Source organism: Micromonospora sp. WMMA2032, assembly GCF_002688545.1.
Classification (GTDB): domain Bacteria; phylum Actinomycetota; class Actinomycetes; order Mycobacteriales; family Micromonosporaceae; genus Micromonospora; species Micromonospora sediminicola.
The window spans coordinates 2,593,487-2,618,716 of the sequence record NZ_CP024052.1 but is presented as its reverse complement, the minus strand read 5'-3'; the positions used below and the strand labels follow the sequence as shown (position 1 = coordinate 2,618,716).

Annotated in this window: 25 protein-coding genes; 16 read left to right on the top strand and 9 right to left on the bottom strand. The window is 72.7% G+C overall.

From position 1 onward, the window contains the following. Positions 1 to 47 precede the first annotated feature (47 nt). Positions 48 to 749, top strand: coding sequence for a UdgX family uracil-DNA binding protein (locus CO540_RS11525; RefSeq protein ID WP_099162027.1), 702 nt, complete (start codon positions 48 to 50; stop codon positions 747 to 749). Here the strand turns inward: CO540_RS11525 and CO540_RS11520 are convergent. After that, a complete protein-coding gene (locus CO540_RS11520) occupies positions 739 to 1,086 on the bottom strand; it encodes a nuclear transport factor 2 family protein (RefSeq protein WP_091579749.1) in 348 nt (115 codons plus the stop codon). The genes CO540_RS11525 and CO540_RS11520 overlap by 11 nt on opposite strands. A gap of 44 nt (positions 1,087 to 1,130) precedes the next feature. Then, complete coding sequence (locus CO540_RS11515; RefSeq protein WP_099162026.1) at positions 1,131 to 1,787, bottom strand: 4a-hydroxytetrahydrobiopterin dehydratase; 657 nt, start codon at positions 1,785 to 1,787, stop codon at positions 1,131 to 1,133. An 82-nt stretch (positions 1,788 to 1,869) separates the two neighbouring features. Here CO540_RS11515 and CO540_RS11510 point away from each other — a divergent pair, with 82 nt between their 5' ends. The 9 genes from CO540_RS11510 (at position 1,870) to CO540_RS11470 (ending at position 11,557) form a co-directional block, all read left to right on the top strand. Next, on the top strand, positions 1,870 to 2,406 hold the full coding sequence (locus CO540_RS11510; RefSeq protein WP_099162025.1) for a hypothetical protein: 537 nt from the start codon (positions 1,870 to 1,872) through the stop codon (positions 2,404 to 2,406). Between the two features lie 20 nt (positions 2,407 to 2,426). Continuing rightward, positions 2,427 to 3,569 carry an acyl-CoA dehydrogenase family protein gene (locus CO540_RS11505; protein ID WP_099162024.1) on the top strand — a complete coding sequence of 381 codons (1,143 nt, stop codon included), beginning with the start codon at positions 2,427 to 2,429 and terminating at the stop codon, positions 3,567 to 3,569. 69 nt (positions 3,570 to 3,638) lie between these two features. Next, on the top strand, positions 3,639 to 4,934 hold the full coding sequence (locus tag CO540_RS11500; RefSeq protein WP_099162023.1) for an MFS transporter: 1,296 nt from the start codon (positions 3,639 to 3,641) through the stop codon (positions 4,932 to 4,934). A gap of 4 nt (positions 4,935 to 4,938) precedes the next feature. Further along, a complete protein-coding gene (locus CO540_RS11495; RefSeq protein ID WP_091579728.1) occupies positions 4,939 to 5,139 on the top strand; it encodes a DUF3046 domain-containing protein in 201 nt (66 codons plus the stop codon). Between the two features lie 185 nt (positions 5,140 to 5,324). Continuing rightward, a complete protein-coding gene (recA, locus tag CO540_RS11490) occupies positions 5,325 to 6,374 on the top strand; it encodes a recombinase RecA (protein WP_099162022.1) in 1,050 nt (349 codons plus the stop codon). Positions 6,375 to 6,385: 11 nt separating this feature from the next. Then, on the top strand, positions 6,386 to 7,078 hold the full coding sequence (locus CO540_RS11485) for a regulatory protein RecX (RefSeq protein WP_099162021.1): 693 nt from the start codon (positions 6,386 to 6,388) through the stop codon (positions 7,076 to 7,078). Between the two features lie 36 nt (positions 7,079 to 7,114). After that, the gene (locus CO540_RS11480; protein ID WP_099162020.1) at positions 7,115 to 7,816 is read left to right on the top strand and encodes a 3-keto-5-aminohexanoate cleavage protein; all 702 of its coding nucleotides are present in this window, start codon (positions 7,115 to 7,117) and stop codon (positions 7,814 to 7,816) included. A gap of 784 nt (positions 7,817 to 8,600) precedes the next feature. Continuing rightward, positions 8,601 to 10,367 (top strand): ribonuclease Y, encoded by a 1,767-nt coding sequence (rny, locus tag CO540_RS11475; protein ID WP_099164716.1) that lies wholly within the window; start codon positions 8,601 to 8,603, stop codon positions 10,365 to 10,367. Between the two features lie 299 nt (positions 10,368 to 10,666). Beyond that, on the top strand, positions 10,667 to 11,557 hold the full coding sequence (locus CO540_RS11470) for a hypothetical protein (protein WP_099162019.1): 891 nt from the start codon (positions 10,667 to 10,669) through the stop codon (positions 11,555 to 11,557). Positions 11,558 to 11,606: 49 nt separating this feature from the next. On the opposite strand, the gene CO540_RS11465 is transcribed toward CO540_RS11470, so the two are convergent. Genes CO540_RS11465 through CO540_RS11450 form a run of 4 tightly spaced genes read right to left on the bottom strand, consistent with a single transcriptional unit; the run spans position 11,607 to position 14,999 of the window. After that, complete coding sequence (locus CO540_RS11465; protein WP_099162018.1) at positions 11,607 to 12,575, bottom strand: amino acid ABC transporter permease; 969 nt, start codon at positions 12,573 to 12,575, stop codon at positions 11,607 to 11,609. Beyond that, positions 12,572 to 13,279 (bottom strand): amino acid ABC transporter permease, encoded by a 708-nt coding sequence (locus tag CO540_RS11460; RefSeq protein WP_099162017.1) that lies wholly within the window; start codon positions 13,277 to 13,279, stop codon positions 12,572 to 12,574. Before CO540_RS11460 ends, CO540_RS11465 begins: the two co-directional genes overlap by 4 nt. A 36-nt stretch (positions 13,280 to 13,315) precedes the next feature. After that, positions 13,316 to 14,191, bottom strand: coding sequence for a glutamate ABC transporter substrate-binding protein (locus tag CO540_RS11455; protein ID WP_099162016.1), 876 nt, complete (start codon positions 14,189 to 14,191; stop codon positions 13,316 to 13,318). A gap of 52 nt (positions 14,192 to 14,243) precedes the next feature. Beyond that, positions 14,244 to 14,999, bottom strand: a complete 756-nt coding sequence (locus tag CO540_RS11450; RefSeq protein ID WP_099162015.1) for an amino acid ABC transporter ATP-binding protein — start codon at positions 14,997 to 14,999, stop codon at positions 14,244 to 14,246. A gap of 199 nt (positions 15,000 to 15,198) precedes the next feature. Here CO540_RS11450 and selD point away from each other — a divergent pair, with 199 nt between their 5' ends. Continuing rightward, positions 15,199 to 16,188: a selenide, water dikinase SelD gene (gene selD / locus CO540_RS11445; RefSeq protein ID WP_099162014.1), complete on the top strand. Its 990-nt coding sequence runs from the start codon at positions 15,199 to 15,201 to the stop codon at positions 16,186 to 16,188. Positions 16,189 to 16,400: 212 nt separating this feature from the next. After that, on the top strand, positions 16,401 to 16,880 hold the full coding sequence (locus CO540_RS11440; protein WP_091579700.1) for a hypothetical protein: 480 nt from the start codon (positions 16,401 to 16,403) through the stop codon (positions 16,878 to 16,880). 54 nt (positions 16,881 to 16,934) lie between these two features. Here CO540_RS11440 and CO540_RS11435 read toward each other — a convergent pair whose 3' ends face one another. Then, entirely contained in the window at positions 16,935 to 17,162 is a 228-nt protein-coding gene (locus tag CO540_RS11435) for a DUF2277 family protein (protein WP_099162013.1), read from the bottom strand. A 52-nt stretch (positions 17,163 to 17,214) separates the two neighbouring features. On the opposite strand from CO540_RS11435, the gene miaB reads away from it, so the two are divergent. Continuing rightward, a complete protein-coding gene (gene miaB, locus CO540_RS11430) occupies positions 17,215 to 18,714 on the top strand; it encodes a tRNA (N6-isopentenyl adenosine(37)-C2)-methylthiotransferase MiaB (RefSeq protein WP_099162012.1) in 1,500 nt (499 codons plus the stop codon). Positions 18,715 to 18,810: 96 nt separating this feature from the next. Here the strand turns inward: miaB and CO540_RS11425 are convergent, their stop codons facing one another. Both CO540_RS11425 and CO540_RS11420 read right to left on the bottom strand, forming a co-directional pair. Next, on the bottom strand, positions 18,811 to 20,451 hold the full coding sequence (locus CO540_RS11425; protein ID WP_099162011.1) for a cellulase family glycosylhydrolase: 1,641 nt from the start codon (positions 20,449 to 20,451) through the stop codon (positions 18,811 to 18,813). Positions 20,452 to 20,781: 330 nt separating this feature from the next. Beyond that, on the bottom strand, positions 20,782 to 21,990 hold the full coding sequence (locus CO540_RS11420; RefSeq protein WP_091579685.1) for a DUF349 domain-containing protein: 1,209 nt from the start codon (positions 21,988 to 21,990) through the stop codon (positions 20,782 to 20,784). A 201-nt stretch (positions 21,991 to 22,191) separates the two neighbouring features. Between CO540_RS11420 and CO540_RS30155 the strand changes: the two genes are divergently transcribed. From CO540_RS30155 to dapF, 3 genes are read left to right on the top strand one after another with little or no spacing between them, the layout of a single operon-like run. Then, positions 22,192 to 22,911, top strand: a complete 720-nt coding sequence (locus CO540_RS30155) for a class III extradiol dioxygenase subunit B-like domain-containing protein (protein WP_157779107.1) — start codon at positions 22,192 to 22,194, stop codon at positions 22,909 to 22,911. Further along, complete coding sequence (miaA, locus tag CO540_RS11415; RefSeq protein WP_099162010.1) at positions 22,794 to 23,825, top strand: tRNA (adenosine(37)-N6)-dimethylallyltransferase MiaA; 1,032 nt, start codon at positions 22,794 to 22,796, stop codon at positions 23,823 to 23,825. Before CO540_RS30155 ends, miaA begins: the two co-directional genes overlap by 118 nt. Before the next feature lie 7 nt (positions 23,826 to 23,832). Continuing rightward, positions 23,833 to 24,681, top strand: a complete 849-nt coding sequence (gene dapF, locus CO540_RS11410) for a diaminopimelate epimerase (RefSeq protein ID WP_099162009.1) — start codon at positions 23,833 to 23,835, stop codon at positions 24,679 to 24,681. The last annotated feature ends 549 nt before the right edge of the window (positions 24,682 to 25,230 follow it).

The following is a 25,230-nucleotide window of genomic DNA, read 5'->3' as shown; positions in this document are numbered from 1 at the left end:
GGCAGGGCGGTCGCGTGGGGCGCGGCGGACGGGGTAGAACGGTCGGCATGGCCGAGACCGACAGCGCGCCCGGAGCGCAGGAGTTCATCCCGCCACGGGCGGACACCATCGACGAGCTGCGCGCCGCGGCGGCCGGCTGCCGGGGCTGCGAGCTGTACCGGGACGCGTCGCAGACCGTCTTCGGGCGCGGTGACGAGCACGCCCGGGTGGTCTTCGTCGGCGAGCAGCCCGGCGACGTCGAGGACCAGAAGGGACTGCCGTTCGTCGGCCCCGCCGGCCGCCTGCTGCGCCGGGCCGTCGACGACGCCGGCCTCGACCCCGGCCAGATCTACCTGACCAACGCGGTGAAGCACTTCCGCTTCGAGCGGCGCGGCACGCGACGCATCCACCAGACGCCGGACCGGGTGCACATCACCGCCTGCCGGCCCTGGCTGGTCGCCGAGTTCGCCCGGCTGCACCCGGACGTCGTGGTGGTGCTCGGCGCCACCGCCGCCAAGGCGCTGCTCGGCCCCACGTTCCGGGTGACCCGGCAACGCGGCGAACTGCTGCCGTGGCCGGCGGCCGCGCAGCACCCGGAGGACTTCGCCCGGGTGCCGGTGGACCGGACCGGCGCGGTCGCCGACGCGCCGGCGACCCGGCTGCTGGCGACCATCCACCCCTCCGCCGTGCTGCGCGCCGACAACCAGGACGTCGCGTACGAGGGGCTGGTCGCCGACCTGAGGGTGGCCGCCGGGGCGCTCAAGAAGTGATCTTGCCGAACACGTCCTTGGCGACGATCCGCCCGTCGCGGACCCGGTAGACGTCCAGCCCACGCAGCACCGTGCCGTCCTCGGCCGGAGGCCACGCCCACTCGCAGACCGCACGGTCGTCGGTGGCCCAGACCGCGCCGAGCGCCGGACCCTCGCCCGAACCCGACTGCCCGGCGAGGACGGCGACGACGGCGGCCCGCCCGCGTACCGTGCCGGCCGGCCCGTCCCAGGCGTTCGGGCAGTAGCTCACGTCCTCGGCCAGGCAGCCGGACATGGCCGCCAGGTCACCCCGTGACCAGGCGGCGTTGAACTCCTCGATCAGCGCGCGTGCGTCCACACCGGCACGCTAGCGTCGCCTCGCCCGGCCGTCGCCCCGGTTTCTCAGTCGCGTCCCTGCCAGGTGCAGAGACAGACCCGGTTGCCGTCCGGGTCGGCCAGCACCCAGAAGTGCGGGGCCTCCGCGTCGCTGACCAGCGTGCCGCCGGCCGCCAGCGCGGCCTCCATCCGCGGCCGGACCTCGGCCGGGTCGACCCAGACGTCCGGGTGCCAGCGCTGCCGGGGCTCGTCGCGCCCGGAGGACTGGAACCAGACGGTGGGCAGCGCGCCGGCCGGGTCGCGCACCTCGTCGTCGGCGGCACCCGGACCGTCCGGGCGCTCCGCGGCCAGGACCGCCTGCCAGAACGGCAGCACCGCGGCGTGCTCCGGGCTGTCCAGCGCGAGCTCCAGCCGGGACAGCCCGGCGTGAGACAGGGACAGGCCGGCGTCCGCGGCGAGCGCCGAGATCGTCCGGGCCAGCCGCAGGTCACGGCCCGTCACCCCGCCCGCGTCGTGCGACCACAGCCGCACGTCGACGTGGGTGTAGCGCAGGTCCAGGTCGGGATGGTGGTCGACCCGCTCGGCCTCCGCGCCGACGGCGGCCACCAGCGCCAGGCCGGCGGCGAAGTCCGGGGTACGGATGCGGGTGTGCAGCGCGCCGAGCAGGAAGGTCCACCCGTCCAGCCCCGCGTCGGCGACCTGCTTCCCGGTCAGTGTGCTCATCCCGACATCCTGACGGGCGGTACGGCCGCCGGCCACCCTCCACAGGGGATTGCCGGCCGGCGCGCGGGGGTACCGCCCGTGCATGGCCGCCTCGACCCGTCGCACCACCCCGGTACGGCTCGGCGCACCCGGCCCGTACGTGCTCGCCATGACGGTCGCCACCCTCGCCTGGCTGCCGGTGCGGATCTGGGAGGAGTGGCACGGCTCCCTGCCGGTCGCGGTCGTCCGGGCCGGCCTGTCCGGGGTGATCTGGGGCTTCGTGTTCCTCTTCGTGCTGAACCGGTGGGGGCGACCCCCACGCACCGCCGCCGAGGAGGACCGGACCTCCGCCTGGCTCCGCACCGAGACCGCGTTGCGTCGCGGCGAGCCGCCCGCCGACGGGGCGGATCTCGCCGCGGTGCGGGACAACCTTCCCGGGGTACGCCGGGGAGCCCTGCTCGGGGCCGTGGCGGGCGCCGTCACGCTCGGCGTCCTGATCGGGTTCGCCGTGCACGTCGGCCGGGAGGCCACCGCGATCGGGTTCGGGGTGGTGCTGGTCGCGGTGCTGGCCGTGGCCGCCCGCACGAGGCACCGGGAACGCCGGCTGCGAGCGCGGCTCGCCTCTGTCCAGGGCGGGTGAGCGGTGCCAGACTGGCCGCCATGGAGCAGCATCTCTACGAGCCCGTCCACGAAGAGTTCCGGGACCTGTGCCGGCGGTTCCTCGCCCGGGAGGCCGTGCCGCACCACGAGCGGTGGGAGGCCGACGGGATCGTCGACCGGGAGGTGTGGCGGGCCGCCGGCGCGGCCGGGCTGCTCGGGCTCGACGTCGACCCCGAGCACGGTGGCGGCGGTCAGCGCGACTTCCGCTTCCACGCGGTGCTCGACGAGGAGATCATCTCGGCCGGCTGCACCGGTCTGGGCTTCGGGCTGCACAACGACGTGGTGGCGCCGTACCTGACCGAGCTGACCACCGACGACCAGCGCAAGCGCTGGCTGCCCGGCTTCTGCTCCGGCGACCTGGTCACCGCGATCGCGATGAGTGAGCCGGGCGCGGGCAGCGACCTGGCCGGCATCCGCACCACCGCCGTGCGCGACGGCGACAGCCTGGTCCTCAACGGGCAGAAGACGTTCATCACCAACGGCGAGCTGGCCGACCTGGTGGTCGTGGTGGTGAAGACCGCGCCGGAGCAGGGCGCGCACGGGGTCAGCCTGGTCGTGGTGGAGAGCGGCACGCCGGGCTTCGGTCGGGGCCGGCGGCTGGCCAAGGTCGGCCTGAAGGCCAACGACACCGCCGAGTTGTTCTTCGACGAGTGCCGGGTGCCGGCGGAGAACCTGATCGGCACCGAGAACCACGGCTTCTACCACCTGATGGCCAACCTGCCCCGGGAGCGGCTGAGCATCGCCGTCGCCGCGGTGGCCGCCTGCGAGAAGCTGCTCGCGCTCACGCTGGAACACGCCCGGTCCCGGGAGGCGTTCGGTCGCCCGATCGGCCGGTTCCAGCACAACCGGTTCCTCCTGGCCGAGCTGGACACCGAGATCACCATCGCGCGCACCTTCGTGAACCACTGCGTCGCCGAGTTCAACGCGGGCCGGCTCTCGGTGACCGACGCGGCCAAGGCCAAGTGGTGGACCACCGAGTTGCAGACGAAGGTCGCCGACCGGTGCGTGCAGCTGCACGGCGGCTACGGCTTCATGCTGGAGTACCCGGTGGCGAAGGCCTGGCTGGACAGCCGGGTGCAGACGATCTACGGCGGCACCACCGAGATCATGAAGGAGATCATCGGCCGGGGTCTCGGCCTGTAGCGAAACCGGGTTGCCGGTCGAACGGACCGGCGGGAGAGGATGGGGCATCCGTCCTCACCAGGAGCGCGCATGTCCACCGACCTGACCGCGCCGGCCCCACCCCGGCCCGACGTCGCCGGCATTCAGCGACGTACCCTCCGCCTGCTCTTCCTCACCCAGATCATCGGCGGCACCGGCGTCGCCATCGGCATCTCGGTCGGCGCGCTGCTCGCCGCCCGGGTCGCCGGCACCGCCCTGGCCGGGGTGGCGCAGAGCGCCGGGGTGGTCGGGGCCGCGCTGCTCGCCGTACCGGTCACCCGGCTCATGACCGCCCGTGGACGCCGGCCCGGCCTGGTCGCCGCGTACCTGGTCGGCGCGGTCGGTGGTGTGCTGGTGGTGGTCGCGACCGCGACCCGGGTGGTGCCGCTGCTCTTCGTCGGCATGCTGCTGTTCGGCGGCGGCACGGCGGCCAACCTCCAGGCCCGCTACACGGCGGTCGACCTGGCCGAGCCGCAGCGCCGGGGTCGCCAGCTCTCGCTGGTCGTCTGGGCCACCACCATCGGCTCGGTGGCCGCGCCGAACTTCGCCGCGCTCGCCGACGACACCACCCAGGGCTGGGGGCTGCCGACGCTGGCCGGCCCGTTCGCCTTCAGTGCCGTCGCGTTCACGCTGGCCGCCGCCGTACTCCTGGTCCTGCTCCGGCCGGACCCGCTGCTCACCGCGCGCCGGCTGGCGGCGCCCGAGGTCGGCGTCGCCCCGCCGGTCGCCCGTCGCGGTGGCATGGTCGCCGCGTGGCGCACGGTACGCCGACGGCCGGCCGCCCGCCTCGGCATCGCCGCGGTCGCGGTGGGGCACCTGGTGATGGTCGCGGTGATGTCGATGACCCCGGTGCACCTCGGTGAGTGGCACTCCGACGCGGACGTGCTGTCGGTGGTCGGCATCGTGCTCAGCCTGCACATCGCCGGGATGTACGCGCTCTCGCCGGTGACGGGCTGGCTCACCGACCGGCTGGGTCGGCGGCCGGTGATCCTCGGCGGGGTCGCGCTGCTGCTGGCGGCGTGCGCGGTCGCCGGCACCGCCGGGCACCACACGCCGCCGCTCGCGGTGGGGCTGGCGCTGCTCGGGCTGGGCTGGTCGGGCACCATGGTGGCGGGCTCGACGCTGCTGTCGGAGTCGGTGCCGACCGCCGACCGGCCCGGTGTGCAGGGTCTGTCCGACCTGCTCATGGGGCTGGCCGGGGCGGGCGCGGCGGCGGTCAGCGGGTTCGTCATGCAGGCGGTGGGGTACCCGACGCTCACCGTGCTGGCAGCCATCGCGGTGGTGCCGCTGGCGGCGCTGGCGCTGCGGGGCACCGGCGGGGACGACACACTCGACGAGGAGGACTGAACAGGTGCGGCTGACCGACTTCTGGGCGCGGCTGGAGGAGGCGTTCGGGCCGGGGTACGCGGCCAGCCTCGCCAGCGACCAGGTGCTGTCCCAGCTCGGCGGCCGGACCGTCGAGCAGGCCCTCGCCGCCGGTGAGGAAACGCACGTGGTGTGGCGCGCCGTGGTGGCCGCCTATCCCGACCGGGTGCCCGCGCGACTACGCTGAGCAGCCTTTTCCCCGGTTCCGCGTGTCGCTTGCCCAGTCGTACACCTGTTCGGCTATTGTCCACAGCGGGGTGCTCGTCCACAGCTCACGGCCCGTCGGCTGGTTTTCTGTCGGACCCAGCGCCTAGCGTGTCCCGCGTGACGCGAAGCTCAGGAAAGACGCCGGCGAAGGCAGGGGTGGCAACCATGGCGGCAGGGCCTGACCGGGAGAAGGCGCTAGACCTTGCTCTCGCTCAGATCGACAAGCAGTTCGGCAAGGGTTCGGTGATGCGGCTGGGGGAGCGGCCCGTCGTGCAGACGGCGGTCATCCCGACCAGCTCCATCGCGCTCGACGTGGCGCTCGGCGTGGGCGGTCTGCCCCGCGGCCGGGTCGTCGAGATCTACGGTCCGGAGTCCAGCGGTAAGACCACGGTCGCCCTGCACGCGGTGGCCAACGCCCAGCGGGCCGGCGGCATCGCCGCGTTCATCGACGCCGAGCACGCGCTCGACCCGGAGTACGCACGCGCCCTCGGCGTCGACACCGACGCCCTGCTGGTCTCCCAGCCGGACACCGGCGAGCAGGCGCTGGAGATCGCCGACATGCTGGTCCGCTCCGGCGCGATCGACATCATCGTGATCGACTCGGTCGCCGCCCTGGTGCCGCGTGCCGAGATCGAGGGCGAGATGGGCGACAGCCACGTCGGCCTCCAGGCCCGGCTGATGAGCCAGGCGCTGCGGAAGATTACCGGTGTGCTCAACAACACCGGCACCACCGCGATCTTCATCAACCAGCTCCGCGAGAAGATCGGCGTGATGTTCGGCAGCCCGGAGACCACCACCGGTGGTCGGGCGCTGAAGTTCTACGCCTCGGTCCGGCTCGACGTGCGCCGCATCGAGAGCCTCAAGGACGGCACCGACGTGGTCGGCAACCGCACCCGCGTCAAGGTCGTGAAGAACAAGGTCGCGGCGCCGTTCAAGCAGGCCGAGTTCGACATCATGTACGGCAAGGGCATCTCCCGCGAGGGCTCGCTGATCGACGTCGGCGTGGAGCAGGCGATCATCCGCAAGTCCGGCGCCTGGTACACCTACGACGGTGACCAGCTGGGCCAGGGCAAGGAGAAGGCCCGCGAGTTCCTCCGCGAGAACCCGGACGTGGCGGCCGAGATCGAGAAGAAGATCCTGGAGAAGCTCGGCGTCGGCACCGGTGGTGCGGGCGACGCCGCCGGCGGCCCGGAGCTGCCGCCGGTCGACTTCTGATCCGCTGACCCGTGGCAGGACGACGCGCCCGCACGGGGCGGGGCTGGGATGCCAGCCCACCCCGTGCGGGTGACGACACCGGTACGCCCCGGCCGCGCCGTGGGCGCCGTGGTCGCGCGGCGGAGCCCGAATCCGGGGAGGCTCCGGCTCCGCCGCGCGACGAGGCGGAGTTGGCCCGAGAGATCTGCCTGCGGCAGCTCGCGGTGCGGCCCCGCACCCGGGCCGAGCTGGCCGGCGCGCTGGCCCGCAAGGGCATCTCCGAGGAGACCGCCGAGCAGGTGCTCGACCGCTACGACGAGGTCGGCATCGTGGACGACGCCGCCTTCGCCAGGGCCTGGGTGAGCAGTCGGCACGCCGGGCGAGGGCTGGCCCGTCGGGCGCTCGCCAACGAGCTGCGACAGCGAGGCGTCGACGGCGAGGTGGCCGGTGAGGCGCTCGACGGGATCGACGAGGAGACCGAGGCGGACACCGCCCGTGCCCTGGTCGATCGGAAGCTGCGCACCGCCCGGGGCGAGCCCGACGCGGTGTTCCGGCGTCTGGTCGGGATGCTGGCCCGCAAGGGCTACCCGGCCGGGGTGGCGATCCGGGCGGTGAAGGACGCGCTCGCCGCGCAGAGCGCCGAGGCGGCCGAGTTCGCCGAGCACATCGACGCCGACGCGCTGGCCGACGCCGAGCACGACCTCGACGCCCGCCGACTCGACTGAGGGCACTGCGGCCCTCGGGGGAAGGGAGCGTGCGTCGTGCTGAAGGCGTGTCTGAACGGCGGACGGCGGCGGGACGAGCACCCGGCCGTGCCGCTCACCCCAACCGAGCTGGCGGACGACGCCGTCCGCTGCGCGAGCGCGGGGGTGGCGGCGGTGCACATCCATCCTCGGGACGACGCCGGTGCCGAGTCGCTCGATCCGGCCGTGATCGGCGCGGCGGTCAGCGCCGTCCGCGTGGCCCGTCCCGGCCTGCCGGTCGGGGTGAGCACCGGCGCGTGGATCCTTCCCGACCCGGTGGAGCGGGTGGCCGCCGTCCGGGCCTGGACGGTTCTGCCCGACTTCGCCTCGGTCAACGCCCACGAGCCCGGCGCGGCGGAGGTCGCGGCCGCCCTGCACGAGCGCGGCGTGATGGTCGAGGCCGGGATCTGGACACGGGAGGCGGTCGACGCTTGGCGCCGCTGGCCGACGCCGACCGGGCGGATCCTGGTCGAGTGCATGACCGAACGGGTGGGCAGGGCGCTCGCCGACGCGGCCGCGATCCTCGCCGCCCTGCCCGGCGGGGGTCCGCCGGTGCTGCTGCACGGCGAAGGTCCGGCGACCTGGCCGGTGTTCGGCGAGGCCGTGCGCCGAGGTCTGCACACCCGGATCGGCCTGGAGGACACGCTCCTGCTGCCCGACGGCAGCCCCGCCCCGGACAACGCGACCCTGGTCGCCACCGCCCGGTCGCTCACCCGCTGACCTCGGCGCTGCCCCCGCCGGGCCCGGCCTGCACCGTCCCGGCCAGAGCTGTCGGTTCTGATCAAGGAGTTGGCGTCGGCCGGGACCGCCGACGCAGACGCCAACTCCTTGATCACCGAAGTGGGGCGTGGGTCCGGGAGGCGGTCGGCCGGATGCGGGTTGAGCAGCACGGGAAGGTCACGGTGAGGTGACGAGGGGCGGGTTTTGTCCGCGCGTGTCCGGCATCTGATCGACGCCGTGTGACCGGGTAACTTCTCTCCGTCCGGGTGGTTTGATCATGACTTCTTGACCGGAGGGCCCCTCGCGACCTAGCCTCGCCATACAGGCTCACTTTGCCCGACCAGCGCAGGCTAAGCGCACAACATAGATCGCGTAACAGAACAGCATCACTTTGGCCAGCTTCACCGGCCCCTTGACGGCCGCTCCGGACCCGGTCCGGAGCATCCGACAACTGCAACCGGCCGCCGGCGGTTCCCGTGAGGGGCACCGCCGACGGAAAGCTACCCACAGCCAGCCGCTCCGGTCGGGCGTCCAGAGCCGCAGGTGCGTGCCCCTTCGCGCGCGTCCTGCGGCGCCGACGTTCAGGGGAGGCGGCCATGGCGGGGCGGCACAGGTTCACCGGCGGTCTGCCACACGGTCCCGGCCGTTCCTCGCCGGGCGACCGCGCACGACAGGCCGGTGAGCCACGACAGGCCGGTGAGCGACCACGCGCCGGTGAACCACGGCCGGTCGGCGAGGCGCGGCGGGTCGGCGGCGGGGCGACGTACCGGTGCGGAGCGACGGCATGAGCGCCTTCGACGTCGTCCTGCTCGTGGTGGTCCTGCTGCTCGTCGTGGTGGTGGTCGGCGCCGTGCTGTTCGGCGTGCGCACGCTCCAGCGGCTCAGCCTGGCCCCGGCGCCGGAGGACCCGGCGTTCATCGCGGAGAAGGACCGGCAGGAGCAGTCCCTGGCGGCGCTGCGCAGCGCCGCCGACGAGGCGAACAGCACCATCGACGTGGCGAAGTCCGCCGCCGCCGCGGCGCGTACCGAGGCGGCGGCGGCGAAGGCCGAGGCGAAGGCGGCGCGGGCCGAGGCGCGGCGGGTGCTCGACGACGCCCGGGCCGAGGCCGACACCGTGCTGGAGCGGGCCCACAAGCAGGCCGAGGCGGACGCCGAGCAGTTGCGCGCCACGGCGCGGCGCAGCGGCGAGCGCGAGGTGGCGGTGCTCGCCGCCACCACCCGGGAGCAGGCGGCCGAGGTCGAGCGGCGGGCCGCCCGGATGGACGAGCGGGAGCGGCTGCACACCGAGGAGGTGGAGCGGCTGGCCGAGCGGGAGCGGCAGCTCACCGCGGCCACCGCGGCGCTCGCCGCCCGGGAGGCGGCGCTGGCGGAGCGCGAGCGGGCGCTGACCGAGGTGGAGGAGCAGCGTCGCCGCGAGCTGGAGCGGGTGGCCGGGCTGACCGCGGAGTCGGCCCGCGCCGAGCTGGTCGAGTCGATCGAGGGGCAGGCGAAGCGGGAGGCGGCGCTGCTGGTCCGGGAGATCGAGTCGGACGCCCGGGGCACCGCCGAGCAGCGCGCGCGGCACATCGTCGTGGACGCCATCCAGCGGGTCGCCAGCGAGCAGACCGCGGAGAGCGTGGTCAGTGTCCTGCACCTGCCCGGCGACGAGATGAAGGGGCGCATCATCGGCCGGGAGGGGCGCAACATCCGGGCCTTCGAGTCGGTCACCGGCGTCAACCTGATCATCGACGACACGCCCGAGGCGGTGCTGCTCTCCTGCTTCGACCCGGTCCGTCGGGAGGTCGGCCGGCTCACCCTGGAGAAGCTGGTGCTGGACGGGCGCATCCACCCGCACCGGATCGAGGAGGTCTACGACCTGGCCCGGCAGGAGGTGGAGGAGCTGTGCCACCGGGCCGCCGAGGACGCGCTGGTCGAGGTCGGGATCACCGAGATCCACCCGGAGCTGGTCACCCTGCTGGGCCGGTTGCGCTACCGGACCTCGTACGGGCAGAACGTGCTCAAGCACCTGGTCGAGACCGCGCACATCGCCGGCATCATGGCCGCCGAGCTGCGGCTGGACGTCCCGACGATCAAGCGCTGCGCGTTCCTGCACGACATCGGCAAGGCGCTCACCCACGAGGTGGAGGGCAGCCACGCCATCATCGGCGCGGACCTGGCCCGCAAGTACGGCGAGACCGAGGACGTGGTGCACGCCATCGAGGCGCACCACAACGAGGTGCCGCCGCAGACCATCGAGGCGGTCCTCACCCAGGCCTCCGACGCCTGCTCGGGCGGGCGGCCCGGGGCGCGGCGGGAGAGCCTGGAGGCGTACGTCAAGCGGCTGGAGCGGATCGAGGAGATCGCGGCCGGCAAGCTCGGGGTGGAGAAGGTCTTCGCCATGCAGGCGGGCCGGGAGATCCGGGTGATGGTCAAGCCGGACGACGTGGACGACATCGGCGCGGCGGTGCTGGCCCGGGACGTGGCCAAGCAGATCGAGGAGGAGCTGACCTACCCGGGTCAGATCCGGGTGACGGTGGTGCGCGAGTCCCGGGTCACCGAGATCGCCCGCTGACCACGTTCCGCGGGGTGATCGTCAGATGACGCGAAACGCGGTAGTCGTCATTTGACGGGTCGGGCGGCGGACCGCGACGGTCCGGCGTCCGTCGCCGCTGGCTGGGGATATCGTCCGACAGCTATATGAAGTGGGCCGTATCGTACGCTTTCTGCCCGTGAGCGCACCTTCACCGTGAGCGGGTGCCCGCCGGATCACCGATCGACGTACGTTGCCTCGAGTACGGAACCGACGTCTCGAGGCGACGTGCGACGCCTCGGAGAACCGGAGGAAAGATGCGGATACGTACCTGCGCTTCGATGCTCTTCGCGGCGGTCACCGCAGCGGCGGGAGTCGCCCTGCCGGGCTCCTCGGCCGCCGCCGCGCCGTCGTGGAACTGTTCCACCCCGGTGGTCGCCCACACCTACGACAGCGACAGCTCGGGCGGGTGGTGGAACGTCGACGTCTCCATGTCGTGCACCGGCTCGGCCGGCGCGCGAACCTACTCGGTCTACGCGTACAAGCGTCCCGGCGGAGCCGAACTCTTCCACGATTCCGCGCTCACCAACGACCAGACCTATGCGGTGAGCTTCACCATTCCCGCCGCACCGCTCGGCAGCGCCGACAGCGCCTGCGTCGTGGCGGACAGCAAGGTCGAGGTTCCCGAACTCCCCGGTGACAGCGGCAGCAAGAACGTCTGCTGGCCGCTGTCGTGGGGTTCGGCCGCCACCGCGTCGAGCGCTCCGGCCGGGGTTGGCGGTGCCACGTCGGCCGCGACGACGGTGCTGGCCGGCGCCGGCACTCGGGGCGACTCGGGGACGACCACACGCGCGGGGGCGTCTCGGTCGGGACCGGCCGCGAGCGGCGCGTCGGCGGCCGATCCGCCCTTCTGCCAGACGCTGGGCTCGTCCTGGTCGACGTCGACCCAGGGCCGCAGCGGCACCGTCACCGTGAACGGCCGCTGTGACGTGTCCCGGGCGGACTATCAGGCCGACATGTATGTCAACGGGGAGTTCTGGGTCCGGAAGACCGGCTCGGTGAGCGGAGTGGGCGACGGCGGGCACACCATCACGCTCGACGTCCCCACGATGCCGGCACCGAACGATTCCCGCGGGAACTTCGCCTGGGTGAAGGTGTCCTACACATCGGGGGCAACCTTCGCCAACGCCTGGGAGGAAGAACTGGGCTACCTGCCCTGCACTGGTTGTTGAGCCGGCGCTGCGACGTGGCCGGACCGGACCGGCCACGTCGCGCGTGCGGTCAGTGGCCGCCGGCGCCCTCGGCCTGGGACATGAGCGCGGCGGGCGGTGGCGTGGGCGGCGTGGTGCCGGTGGTCCGGCGCCCGCGGGAGAGGCGACGCTCGGCGTACTGGGCCAGCTTCGACAGCGAGTAGTTGATCGCGATGAACAGCACGGCGATCACCACGTAGACCTGGATCGGGTTGCCCAGCACGCCGATGATCTGCTTGCCGATGTTGAGCGTCTCCTCGTAGCTGATGATGAAGCCGAGCGAGGTGTCCTTGAGTACCACCACGAGCTGGCTGATCAGCGCCGGCAGCATGATCCGGAAGGCCTGCGGCAGCAGGATCAGCCCGGTGGTCTGGAACGGGGAGAGTCCGATCGCGGCGGCCGCCTCCGCCTGGCCCCCGGGCAGCCCCTCCATGCCGGAGCGCAGGATCTCGGCGATGACGACCGCGTTGTAGACGGTGAGGCCGATGACGAGGTACCAGAGGTTGTCGAACGAGACACCGAACTCGGGGAAGCCGCGTGCCACGAAGAAGATGGTGAGCACGACCGGAAGGCCGCGGAACACCTCGACACAGATCCGGGTGATCACGGACAGCGTCCAGCTCAACCCGCGCAGGAGGTAGGCCAGTGGGGTGGCCAGGCCGGTGAAGCGCCGTCGGGTCAGGCTCTTGAGCTGGATCCGCAGCACGGCGATCAGGGTGCCGACGACGAGCGACGCGACGATGGCCAGCGCGGCGGCGACGAGAGTGTTCTTGAGGCCGACCCAGAGCCGCTCCCAGACCTGGGAGAAGTTCTCGTTCGAGGGGTCGATGAGCGGGCCCCACAGCTCCATCGAGAGCTGGCCCTTGTCCGCCAGCGGCCGGTAGATCAGCAGGTACGCCCCGGCCAGCAGCACCACGACCGCGATCAGGCTGCTGATGAGCGTGATCCGCCGCTGGCGCGGCCCGGGGACGTCGTAGAGGACGCTGGTCTGCCGGCTCATCGGGCCACCGCCTGTCGCTTCTCGATCCGGTCCAGCAGGGCGCCGAGCGGCACCGTCATGATCAGGTAGCCGACGGAGATGCCGATCGCCACCGGGATGAAGGCGTAACCACCGGCCGAGGTGAGCTGGTCGGCGGTCTGCGAGAGGTCACCTACGACGCCGAAGAAGCCGACCAGGGCCGAGTTCTTGATCATCGCGATGATGACCGAGCCGAGCGGTACCACCGACGCCTTCCAGGACTGCGGCAGCACCACGTAGCGCAGGTTCTGACCGAAGGTCAGGCCCAGCGAGCGGGCGGCCTCGGCCTGGCCGGCGGGCACCGCGTTCACGCCCGAGCGGAGCGCTTCGCAGACGAACGCGGCCGTGTAGAGCACCAGCGCGATCAGCCCGAACCGGAAGTAGGGCAGGTCCGTACCGAGCCGGCTGAAGATCGCCTCCAGCCCGGGAATCCGCAGGAAGTCCGCGTTCGAACCGAGGGCCGGCAGACCGAACGCGGCGAAGAACAGCACCACGGTCAGCGGCATGTTCCGGAAGATGTTCACGTAGGTGGTGCCGACGGCGCGCAGCGGTGGCACCGGCGAGATGCGCAGCACCGCCACGACGGCGCCCAGGATCAGGGCGCCGATCGCGGCGAGCACGCAGATCTGGAGGGTGAGCCAGAACCCGCCCGCGAAGACGTCGAACTTGTCGATGAGCACATTCACGGGTCGGTTTCCTCCCCACCCTCCGGATCGGACGGATCAGTAACGGTTGACGGTCGGCGCGTCGCCCAGCGTGGCGCCGAACTTGCCGGCGGTGTCGTCCCACGCCTTCTTCCAGCTGCCGTCCTGGAAGGCCTTCTCCAAGGTGTCGTTGATGAAGTCACGGAAGTCGGTGTCCTCCTTCTTGACACCGATGCCGTACGGCTCCTTGGTGAAGTTGTCGCCGGCCATCTTGAAGGACGCCTCGTCCTTGGCGATGTAGCCCAGCAGGATGACGTTGTCAGTGGTCACGGCGTCGACCTGCTTGCCCTTGAGGGCGTCGCGGCACTTGTCGTAGGTGTCGAAGAGCACCAGCTGGGTGGCGACGTCCTTGACGTACTTCTTGATCTCCTCGGCCGGGGTGGAGCCGGTGACCGAGCAGACCTTCTTGGTGCCGTCCTTGAACGAGTCCGGACCGGTGATCGCGGCCTCGTCCTTGCGGACCATGATGTTCTGGCCGGCCTCGTAGTACGGCCCGGCGAAGGCGATGCGCTCCTTGCGCTTGTCGTTGATCGTGTAGGTGGCCGCGACCAGGTCGACGGTGCCGTTCACGATGACGTCCTCGCGGACCTTCGACGGGGTCTCGACGTACTCGATCTTGTCCTCGGGGATGCCGAGTTCCTTGACGATCAGCTTCGCCACCTCGACGTCGAAGCCCTCGGGCTTGCCCGACAGCCCCTTCTGGCCGAAGCCCGGCTGGTCGAACTTGGTGCCGACCTTGATCTTCTGGGCCTTGTTCAGCCGCTCCATCGTGCTGCCGGCCGCGAAGTCCTTGCTGCCGGCGCCGGTGCCCTCGTCGCCGTCGCCACCGCAGGCAGCCAGGCCGAGCGCCAGAGTCGCCGCCGCGGCCACCGCCGCCACGCGCTTGTAACGCATACTCATCTCCTTCTTCGACGGAGCCGCCCGGGGACGACTCCACTACGGACGCTCAGTGCGTGAGGATCTTGGAGAGGAAGTCCCGGGCCCGCTCGCTGCGCGGGTTCGCGAAGAACTCGTTCGGCGGGGCGTCCTCGACCAACTGCCCGTCGGCCATGAAGACCACCCGGTTCGCCGCGTGCCGGGCGAAGCCCATCTCATGAGTGACCACGACCATGGTCATGCCGTCGCGGGCCAACGACGTCATCACGTCGAGCACCTCGCCGACCATCTCCGGGTCCAGCGCGCTGGTCGGCTCGTCGAAGAGCATCGCCTTGGGCTGCATGGCCAGCGCGCGGGCGATGGCCGCCCGCTGCTGCTGGCCGCCGGAGAGCTGGGCCGGGTACTTGTCCGCCTGGTTGGCGATGCCGACGCGGTCGAGCAGGGCCAGCCCGCGCTCGCGGGCGGCGGCCGGCTTCTCCTTGCGCACCTTGACCGGCCCGAGCGTGACGTTCTCCAGGATGGTCTTGTGCGCGAAGAGGTTGAACGACTGGAACACCATGCCGACCTCGCTGCGCAGCTTGGCCAGGGGCTTGCCCTCGGCCGGCAGCGGCTGCCCGTCGAACGTGATGGTGCCCTCGTTGATCGGCTCCAGCCGGTTGATGGCGCGGCACAGCGTCGACTTGCCGGAGCCGGACGGGCCGATCACGACGACCACCTCGCCCCGGCCGACGGAGAGGGACACGTCGTCGAGCACGTGCAGCGGCCCGAACCACTTGTTGACCCCGTCGAGCACGATCAGCGGGTCGCCCGTCGTCACGTCGTCCACCGTCCCTGTCGTCAGTGCCGGAACGGGGGGTCGGTCGACCCCCCGGTTGGGCAACTGTAGGCGGCCTGATGTGGCAGAACGCAACCCAGATGGTCACGGAGCGGTAACACCGGTCACCGGCGTGCCGGCGCGTCCGAATTCCGTCACCGACCGGTGCGTCCGAGTGGCGGCGGCGCCCTGTCACGGAGATCATGAGGCGATGACCGATGCGATCCGGCTGACCGACTACGCCCGCGGCGGCGGCTGCGCCTGCAAGATCCCGCCGGGGGAGCTGGAGGCGATGGTCGCCGGGCTCGGCGCCACCGGCGGCTCCACCGACCTGCTGGTCGGCCTGGAGAACGGCGACGACGCCGCGGTGGTCCGGCTGGACGAGCGGACCGGCCTGGTCAGCACCGCCGACTTCTTCACCCCGGTGGTCGACGACGCGTACGACTGGGGGCGGATCGCCGCGGCCAACGCGCTCTCCGACGTGTACGCGATGGGCGGCACCCCGCTGGTCGCGCTCAACCTGCTCTGCTGGCCGCGTGGCGTGCTCCCGCCGGAGCTGGCGCGCGAGGTGCTGCGTGGCGGCCTGGACGTGGCCCGGGAGGCGAACTGCCACCTGGCCGGCGGGCACAGCGTGGACGACGACGGCCCGAAGTACGGCCTGGCGGTCACCGGTGTGGTCCGGCCGGAGGAGCTGATCACGCTGGACGCGGGCCGGGCCGGCCTGCCGCTGTCGTTGACCAAGCCGCTCGGCGTCGGCGTGCTCAACACCCGGCACAAGCAGACCGGCGAACGGTTCGCCGAGGCGGTGGCGTCGATGGCCCGGCTGAACCGGGACGCGGCCCGGGCGGCGGTGGACGCCGGCATCCGCTGCGGCACCGACGTGACCGGCTTCGGCCTGCTCGGGCACGCCTCGAAGCTGGCCCGCGCCAGTCGGCTCACGGTGGCGATCGACATGGCGGCCGTGCCGTACCTGGCGGGCGCGCGGGAGGCGCTGCGGGACGGGTACGTCAGCGGCGGCACCCGGCGCAACCTGGACTGGGTCACCCCGTGGACCGATTTCGGCGCCGCCGACGAGTCCGAGCGGCTGCTGCTGGCCGACGCGCAGACCTCCGGCGGCCTGCTGGTCGCGGGGGAGGTGCCGGGCGGCACCGTGATCGGCGAGCTGCTGCCGGCCTCGGACCACCTGATCCGGCTCCGCTGAGCGTCGCCGCCTCGGCGCGGCAGGACGCGAACGCGGCACGATACCCGATAAACTGTCATCTTCCCGCTACTCAGGGCAACGTCGCCCGGGGAAATTTTGCCCGGAATGGTCACAGACCGGTAACTTGCCCCCGGCTGAGGTCAAATGCACCCCACCATCGATACAGAGGCCCGATCCGGAGGCCGGTGGAACGAGCGCAGCGAGGAGGCGGCATGACCGAGCTGTGGAACTGGAGAATCGACGGCGGTACGCCGGTGGAGGTCTACCCGGCGTTGGCCGAGGCACTCGGCCGGGTGGTGATGCCCCTGGCCGTCGCCGACCCGGTCCGGCTCCCCGCGTACGCGGTGGTCTGCGACGTGTGGGAGGCGCCCGGGGTGTACGGCACCGTGGTCGACTGTTACGGCGTGCCCGAGCGCCTGCCCGAGCTGCCCGCCCTCGCGGCGCTGGCCCGGGTGCTGGGCCGCAACTGCCTGATGCGCGACGACACGCTCGACGCCGGCCGGCACCTGCTGGTCGCCCCGGACGGCACGATCCGCCCGGTGCACTTCGACGTGGCCGACACCGACGACGGGGAGGTGCTCAGCCACCACCGGCTCTGCACGGTCGCCGACGCACGCTGCCGGGGCTGGTCGCAGTGCCACCGGTCCCGCTGGGCCCCCGACTCGATCGCCCCGGCGCTCGCCGCCGCCTGAACCCGGCCGCTCGCCGCCGCGTGGACCGGCGGCGAGCGACACCCCCTTCCGGGCTCAGCCCCGGGCCGCCGGCTGCTGGCCGCGGACCACGAGCTGGTCGAGCAGGGTCGCGGTCGCGGCGGCCACGGCGTCCACCGCGGCGTTGAACGCGGCCGCGTTGTGGGCCGCCGGGGTGCGGAAACCGGAGATCTTCCGGACGTACTGCAACGCGGCCGCCCGCACGTCGTCCTCGGTCACCACCGGGACGTACGGCTCACGCAGGGTCTTGATGCTCCGGCACACGGCTCCTCCTCGTTCGATCCGACCTGCTCCACCCGGATAGTCTGTCCGGGTCATGACTACCGCAGCCGCGGGCAGCCCGCGCACCTACCAGGTGCGCACGTACGGCTGCCAGATGAACGTGCACGACTCCGAGCGCATCTCCGGCCTCCTCGAGGACGCCGGCTACGTGCGTGCCGCCGAGGCCGACGAGCAGCCCGACGTGGTGGTGTTCAACACCTGCGCGGTCCGGGAGAACGCCGACAACCGGCTCTACGGCAACCTGGGTCATCTGCGCCCCGTGAAGGCGAAGCACCCCGGGATGCAGATCGCCGTCGGCGGCTGCCTGGCCCAGAAGGACCGCGGCGAGATCGTCCGCAGGGCGCCCTGGGTGGACGTGGTCTTCGGCACGCACAACATCGGCTCGCTGCCGGTGCTGCTGGACCGGGCCCGGCACAACACCGCCGCCGAGGTGGAGATCCTGGAGTCGCTGGAGGTCTTCCCCTCCACGCTGCCGACCCGGCGCGAGTCGACGTACGCCGGGTGGGTCTCCATCTCCGTCGGCTGCAACAACACCTGCACGTTCTGCATCGTGCCCTCCCTGCGCGGCAAGGAGAAGGACCGCCGCCCCGGCGACGTGCTCTCCGAGGTGCGCGCGCTGGTCGACGAGGGTGTGCTGGAGGTGACCCTGCTCGGGCAGAACGTCAACTCCTACGGCGTCGAGTTCGGCGACCGGTACGCCTTCGGCAAGCTGCTGCGCGCCTGCGGCGACATCGACGGGCTGGAGCGGGTCAGGTTCACCAGCCCGCACCCGAAGGACTTCACCGACGACGTGATCGCCGCGATGGCCGAGACTCCGAACGTCTGCCACTCGCTGCACATGCCGTTGCAGTCCGGCTCCGACGACGTGCTGCGGGCCATGCGCCGCTCGTACCGGTCGGAGCGCTACCTGGGGATCATCGAGAAGGTCCGGGCGGCGATGCCGGACGCGGCGATCACCACCGACATCATCGTCGGCTTCCCCGGCGAGACCGAGGCCGACTTCGCGCGCACGCTCGACGTGGTCCGCGAGGCGCGGTTCTCCTCGGCTTTCACGTTCCAGTACTCCAAGCGCCCCGGCACCCCGGCCGCGACCATGGACGACCAGCTGCCCAAGCAGGTCGTGCAGGAGCGGTACGAGCGGTTGATCGCCTGCGTCGAGGAGATCACCTGGGCGGAGAACAGGAAGCTGGTCGGGGAGACCGTCGAGGTGCTGGTCGCCGTCGGCGAGGGGCGCAAGGACGAGCGCACCGGCCGGATGTCCGGCCGGGCCCGCGACGGCCGGCTGGTGCACTTCGCCACCGGTGAGCTGGCCGGGCAGATCCGCCCGGGCGACATCGTGCACACCACCGTCACGTACGCGGCCCCGCACCACCTCAACGCCGACGGGGCGCCGCTGGCGCACCGGCGTACCCGGGCCGGCGACGCGGCCGAGGCGGGACGTGCCCCGCGTACGCCGGGGGTGCTGCTCGGGCTGCCGACGATCGGCGCCCCGGCCGCGGCGCCCGCCCCCACCGGCGGCTGCGCCGCAACCTGACCCCCTGTGTAAGGAAGGGCCCCCTCTTAACACTTGGTGTTAAGAGGGGGCCCTTCCTCTACCGGAGGCGTTAAGAAGGGGCCCTTCCTTACACCCTCAGCAGGCGGTGCCGTTGAGCTTCACGGTGGCGGGGGTGGCGGCGGTGCCGTTGGCGGTGAAGCCGACGGTCACCGAGGCCCCCGGCGCCAGCGACGACGCCCACGCGGGCGCGGCCGCCGTGACCGTGGTGCCGGACTGCGTGACGGTCGCGTTCCAGCCGCTGGCGAGGGTCACCCCGGACGGCCAGGTCCAGATGGCCGACCACGGGTTCACCGCGGCGGTGCCGGTGTTCTTCACGGTCAGCTCGCCCTGGAAGCCGCCCGCCCAGGCGTTGACCTGCTTGTAGCTGGCCGTGCAGCCGCCGCTGGGCGCCGGCGTGGTCGGCGTCGGGGTCGGCGTGCCGGTGGGCGTCGGCGTGGGGGAGCCGGTGCCGGTCGGCGTCGGGGTCGGGTTGCCGCCCCCACCGGTCGGCGGGATCAGGTAGGGCTGGAGGATGTCCTGCTTCGGCTGGTTGATGGTGGTCCAGTCGTCGTTGGCGATGCCGCCGGTGTCACCCGAGTTCGGGTTCCACGACCAGTAGGTGAACGACATCCCGTTGACCCCGGTGCCGGTGTAGGCCATCAGGTTCTGCAGCCAGATCTTGTCCTTCGGATCCTGGAGCGTGGTGCCGAACTCGCCCATCATGATCGGCGCGATGTTCTGCTTGTAGAGGTAGCCCCAGTACTTGTCCCAGATGGCCGGCATGTTCGCCGGGTACGACGGGTCGTCGAACCACGCCTGGCGGTAGACCGAGGTGGCGTACTCGTGCGGCGAGTAGACCAGCCGGTTGGCCACGTTCAGCCGGACCGGGAACTGCCCGGCCTTGGACAGGTTGCCGCCCCACCAGCCGCAGTCCTCGTCGTTGCTGGGGTCGTTGTCCCAGACGTTCGACAGGCCGCCGCTGGGGCAGCTCACCCCCTCCACGAAGATCAGCCAGTTCGGCTGCACCCCGAGGATCGCGTTGCCGGCCCGCTCGGCGGCGAGCCGCCAGTCCCGGGTGGTGTCGCCGCAGCCCCAGCAGGCGCCGGTGGCGGCCGGGTTGGTCCCCTCGGCATGCGGCTCGTTGTGCAGGTCCGCGCCGATCACCGTGGGGTTGTTCGCGTACCGCTGAGCCAGCGTCTTCCAGTCGTTGATCCAGGTCGCCTCGGAAACGGTCGAGGTGTACCAGAGCGGCGACTGCCCGGCCGACGTCGGCCGGTGCCGGTCCAGGATGACCCGCATCCCCTTGCTGCCCGCGTAGTCGATGACCTTGTCCAGGATCTGCAACGGGGAGAGTCCGACCAGGTCGGGGTTGACGAAGTCGTTGATGCCGGTCGCCGTCGCACCGGGCTTGAGCGCGTCGTTCGAGTACGGAATGCGCAGCGTGTTGTAGCCCAGCCGGGCCATGGTGTCGAGCTGGGACCGCCACGGGTTGCTCGACCACAGGCCGTGGAACGTCTTGTTGTCGGTCTCCATCCCGAACCAGTTGATGCCGGTCAGCCGGACGGTCGCGCCGGTGCTGTCGACGATCTTGTTGCCGCTGGTGTGCAGGTAACCGGTGCCGGTGCCGCCGGCCGCGGCGGCGGCCGGGGTGGTGGCGACGGCGGCGGCGACGAGGACGCCGGCCGCGGCGGTGGCGAGCGCCGTCAGGGCGCCGCCGAGGGCGGTGCGTCGGTGCATGGAAGCTCCACTTCGGATGCCCGCGCCGCGCAGGCGCCGCGGGCGGCAGGACCAGGAGGCACGTCCCGCTCGTCATCGAGTACGCGCGCAGCGCGCGCCGGGCCGTGTCGTGTGGACGGCCACCCGCGAGATGTCACACCGGCGATCGTCGACGGCGAGATCAGCCGTCGGTGCCCTCGTGCCGGTGCCTGAACCTGGCTCCGCCGCTCATTCTGATCAGCCCGCCTCGATGCGTCAACCCGTCCGGGACGCAGGTGAGCCCCCGGCCGGACCGGCCGGGGGCTCACCCGAGGTGTCTGTCCGCCGGCCTGCCCGGCCGGGGTGCGTCCGTCAGCCGGCCTGCTCGGCCAACTGGAGGAACTGCCGCTTCGAGGCGAGCGCCTGCTCGGCCTCCTTGACCCGGCGGGCGTCGCCGGCGGCCTGGGCCCGGGCCAGCCGGTCCTCGGCCTCGGCGACCTGCGCGCGCATCTGGGCGAGCAGCGGGTTGTCCTCCTTGGAGGTACGCCGCCACGCCGAGTCCATGACCTCGCGGACCTTGTCGTCCACCGCCCGCAGCCGGCGCTCCAGCCCGGCGGCGGCCTCGCGGGGCACCCGGCCGGCCTCGTGCCACTGCGCCTGGATCTCCCGCAGCTTCGCCTGGGCGCCCTTCGGGTCACCGTCGACGTCGAGCGCCTCGGCCTCGGCCAGCAGCGCCTGCTTGCGCTCCAGGTTGGCGCGCTGCTCGTTGTCCCGCGCGGAGAAGACCTCGCTGCGCCGGGTGAAGAACTCGTCCTGCGCGGCCCGGAACCGTTCCCAGAGCTTCTGCTCGGCCTCCTTGGCGGCGCGCGGCGCGGCCTTCCACTGGGCCATCAGGTCCTTGAGCTGGCCGGCGGTGGCGCCCCAGTCGGTCGACTCCTTGAGCTTCTCGGCCTCGGCGACCAACTCCTCCTTGACCGTCTGCGCCTGCTTGCGCTGCTGGTCGAGGGAGGCGAAGTGGGCGCCCCGGCGGCGGGTGAAGCCGTCCCGCGCCGCGGCGAACCGCTTCCACAGCTCACCGTCGGCCTTCTTGTCGACGCCGCGGATGGTCTTCCACTCGTCGAGGATCTCCTTGAGCCGGTCGCCGGCGGTCTTCCAGCCGGTCGACTCGGCGGCCAGCTTCTCGGCCTCCTCGACCAGGGCGGTCTTGCGCGCCAGGGCCTCGCCCCGGGCCGCCTCGCGAGCGGCCTTGGCCTCGCCGGCCTTCTCCTCGGCGACCGCGGCCAGCTTGTCCAGGCGGGCGGCCAGGGCGTCGATGTCCCCGACCACGTGCGCCTCGGCCAGCGACCCACGGATCCGCCGGATCGTGGTCAGCGAGTGGCCGGCGTCCGCCGCGCCCGAGTTGAGCCGGGCCTCGGTCAGGTCCACCTCGGTCACCAGGTCGGCGAAGCGGCGGGCGAAGTGGGCGAGCCCTTCCTCCGGGGCTCCCGCCTGCCAGGATCCGACCACCCGCTCGCCCTCGGCGGTCTTGACGTAGACGGTGCCGTCCTCGTCCACCCGTCCGAAGGCAGTCCAGTCGCTCATGTGCCCATCCTCGTTCTCCCGGCGTCGAGGGACCGGCCCCCGGTCGCCGCCACGGCGCAGCAAACTTTCTCCCGGCATTGTCACAGGTCCGCCCCCGTCCGTGTCGAGCGCCTGTCGTCGACCGTGACCATACGGTGTCGTACGCCCTCGATGACCGGATCGGCGCGGGGACGCACCGGGTGATCCCGATAGGTTGGAGCCGTGTCCCTGGTCGCCGCCGCCGTCTGCCCCCATCCGCCGCTGATCGTGCCCGAGCTGGCCGGCGCCGCCGCGCCCGAGCTGGACGACCTGCGCGCCGCCGCCGACGTGGCGATCGCCCGGCTGCTCGCCGCCGAGCCCGAAGCGCTCCTGCTGGTCGGCGGTGGGCCAGCGAGCCGGACCTTCAACGCCGCCGACTCGGGTTCTCTCCGTGGCTACGGGCTCGCCCGACCCGTGCGGCTGTGGAAGACGGCCTGCTCAGGGGCGGAGGTGTTGCCGCTGAGCCTGACCATCGGCGCCTGGCTGTTGAACCGCTCCGGCACCGACCTGCCCCGGCTCGCCCGGTCGGTCGCCGTCGACGCCGCCCCGGCCGACGCGGTGGCGCTGGGCGCGACGCTGCTCGCCGACGACGACCCCCGGTGCGCACTGCTCGTGCTCGGCGACGGCTCCGCCTGCCGCGGCGTCAAGGCTCCGGGGTACGACGACCCGCGCGCGCAGGCGTACGACGAGGGGGTCGCCGCGGCCCTGGCCGGCACGGACGTCGAGGCGCTGCGCGGCCTGGACCCGGTGCTCTCTGCCGAGCTGCGGGTCGCCGGGCGGTCGGCGTGGCAGGTGCTGGCCGGCGCGGTCCGGGCGGCGGGCGGCGACTGGCGCGGCGAGGTCAGCTACCAGGAGGCCCCGTACGGCGTTGCCTACTTCGTGGCGAACTGGGAGCGGGTGTGAGCGCGGGCGACACCGTCGTGGCGGTGGTGGGGCCAACCGCGGCCGGCAAGTCGGCGTTGAGCATCGCGCTGGCGCACGCGCTGGGCGGTGAGGTGGTCAACGCCGACTCGATGCAGCTCTACCGGGGGATGGACGTCGGCACCGCCAAGCTGACCCCGGCCGAGCGGGAGAGCGTGCCGCACCACCTGCTCGACATCTGGCCGGTGACCGAACCGGCCAGCGTCGCGGAGTACCAGAAGCTGGCCCGCGCGGCGGTCGACGACATCCTGGCCCGGGGGCGGGTGCCGCTGCTGGTGGGCGGCTCCGGGCTCTACGTGCGGGCGGTGCTGGAGCAGTTCGAGTTCCCCGGCACCGATCCGGCGCTGCGGGAACGGCTGGAGGCCGAGTTGGCCGAGGTCGGCCCCGCCCCCCTGCACGCCCGGCTGGCCCAGGCCGACCCGCGGGCGGCGGCCGGCATCCTGCCCACCAACGGCCGGCGGATCGTCCGGGCGCTGGAGGTGGTCGAGCTGACCGGCGCGCCGTTCACCGCGTCGCTGCCGGCGCCCACGCCGTACTACCCGTCGGTGCAGCTCGGGGTGGACCTGGACACCGCGCTCCTGGACGAGCGGATCGCGCTGCGGGTGGACCGGATGTGGGCCGACGGCCTGGTCGACGAGGTGCGCACGCTCGTCGACGCGGGGCTGCCCGAGGGGCGTACGGCCAGCCGGGCGCTCGGCTACCAGCAGGTGCTGCGCTTCCTGGGCGGCGAGCTGACCGAGACGCAGGCGTACGAGGAGACGATCCGGGCCACCCGCCGCTTCGTCCGCCGGCAACGCTCGTGGTTCCGGCGTGACCCGCGCGTCCACTGGCTGGACTCGGCCTCGCCCGCGTTTCTCGACACTGCCCTTCGGGTGGTCGCCGAGCATCGGCGATGATGGGACCGTGGAGTTCACCAAGGGCCACGGCACCGGCAACGACTTCGTCATCCTGCCCGACCCGGACGGCGCGCTCGACCTGACACCCGGTCTGGTCGCCGCGCTCTGCGACCGGCGGCGCGGGCTCGGCGGCGACGGCGTGCTGCGCGTGGTACGCGCGGCCAAGCACCCGGAGGGTGTCGCGCTGGCCGGCGAGGCCGAGTGGTTCATGGACTACTGGAACTCCGACGGCTCGTTCGCCGAGATGTGCGGCAACGGCGCCCGGGTGTTCGTGCGCTATCTGCTGGAGCGTTCGCTTGCCGTCGCCCCGTCGGGCGGGACGCTGCCGATCGCGACCCGCGCCGGTCTGGTGCGGGCCCGGGTCGAGGGCGCCGACGTGGCGGTCGAGATGCGCCGCCCCCGCCTGTACGACACCGCCACCGCCACCCTGGGCGGGTTGACGCTGCCCGGCGCGGCCGTGGACGTCGGCAACCCGCACCTGGTGTGCGCGCTGCCCGCCGCGCTGGACCTGACCGGCCTCGACCTGACCCGCGCGCCCGAGGTCGACGCCGCGGTCTTCCCGTCCGGGGTGAACGTCGAGTTCACCACGCCCGGTGAGCCGGTCGACGGCGCCGACGGGCACGTGCTGATGCGGGTCTACGAGCGGGGTTCGGCCGAGACGCTCTCCTGCGGCACCGGCGCCTGCGCGGTGGCGGCGGTGGCGCTGCGCGACGGCGACCGGGAGACCGGCACGGTGGCGGTGGACGTGCCGGGTGGCCGGCTCACCGTCACGGTCACCGCCGACTCGTGCTGGCTGGCCGGCCCGGCCGTCCTGGTCGCCACCGGCACGCTGGCCCCCGCAGCCCTGCTTCCCTGAGCTTCGACGCCCCGCTTCCCCGGACGCCCGCCGCCCTGCTTGCCGGCTCGGGGCTTGCCTGGCTCGGGGCTTGCCTGACTGAGGGCTCGGCGGGCCCGCGGCTTGCCTGGCCCGCGGCTTGCCTGGCCCGCGGCTCGCCCGGGCCTGCGGCTCGCCCGGGCCTGCGGCTCGCCGGGCCGTGGCGCTTCTGGGCTCACCTTCCGTGCCCCGGGAAGCTGCCACCTTTCCTCCCTGCCCCTCGGCCCGGCACGGCTCGTCCCGGGCGTCGCCGCTTCGGGCGCGGTGGTGACGCCGTGTGACGGCCGGCGGGTGAGGGGATGACTGAGAAGTGATATACCGCCTGGTCATATTTATGACTCAGCGGTATATCGCTCCTCAGTCTTCACCTCTCTCGACCGCGACCCGCCGGGTGGGGTGCGCCGGGCGGGAGCGGGGTGCGGGCCGACCCGCCGGGCAGGGGCGGGGTGCAGCCGACCCGCCGGGTGGGGTGCGCCGGGCGGGGGTGGGGTGCGGCCGACACGCCGGGGAGGGGCGGAGCGGGTGCGGCGG

Coding starts and splice junctions, on each gene's coding strand:
- CO540_RS11525 (WP_099162027.1), top strand. CDS start 48: ATGGCCGAGACCGACAGCGCGCCCGGAGCGCAGGAGTTCATCCCGCCA.
- CO540_RS11515 (WP_099162026.1), bottom strand. CDS start 1,787: ATGAGCACACTGACCGGGAAGCAGGTCGCCGACGCGGGGCTGGACGGG.
- CO540_RS11510 (WP_099162025.1), top strand. CDS start 1,870: ATGGCCGCCTCGACCCGTCGCACCACCCCGGTACGGCTCGGCGCACCC.
- CO540_RS11505 (WP_099162024.1), top strand. CDS start 2,427: ATGGAGCAGCATCTCTACGAGCCCGTCCACGAAGAGTTCCGGGACCTG.
- CO540_RS11500 (WP_099162023.1), top strand. CDS start 3,639: ATGTCCACCGACCTGACCGCGCCGGCCCCACCCCGGCCCGACGTCGCC.
- recA (WP_099162022.1), top strand. CDS start 5,325: ATGGCGGCAGGGCCTGACCGGGAGAAGGCGCTAGACCTTGCTCTCGCT.
- rny (WP_099164716.1), top strand. CDS start 8,601: ATGAGCGCCTTCGACGTCGTCCTGCTCGTGGTGGTCCTGCTGCTCGTC.
- CO540_RS11470 (WP_099162019.1), top strand. CDS start 10,667: ATGCTCTTCGCGGCGGTCACCGCAGCGGCGGGAGTCGCCCTGCCGGGC.
- CO540_RS11465 (WP_099162018.1), bottom strand. CDS start 12,575: ATGAGCCGGCAGACCAGCGTCCTCTACGACGTCCCCGGGCCGCGCCAG.
- CO540_RS11455 (WP_099162016.1), bottom strand. CDS start 14,191: ATGCGTTACAAGCGCGTGGCGGCGGTGGCCGCGGCGGCGACTCTGGCG.
- selD (WP_099162014.1), top strand. CDS start 15,199: ATGACCGATGCGATCCGGCTGACCGACTACGCCCGCGGCGGCGGCTGC.
- CO540_RS11440 (WP_091579700.1), top strand. CDS start 16,401: ATGACCGAGCTGTGGAACTGGAGAATCGACGGCGGTACGCCGGTGGAG.
- miaB (WP_099162012.1), top strand. CDS start 17,215: ATGACTACCGCAGCCGCGGGCAGCCCGCGCACCTACCAGGTGCGCACG.
- CO540_RS11425 (WP_099162011.1), bottom strand. CDS start 20,451: ATGCACCGACGCACCGCCCTCGGCGGCGCCCTGACGGCGCTCGCCACC.
- CO540_RS11420 (WP_091579685.1), bottom strand. CDS start 21,990: ATGAGCGACTGGACTGCCTTCGGACGGGTGGACGAGGACGGCACCGTC.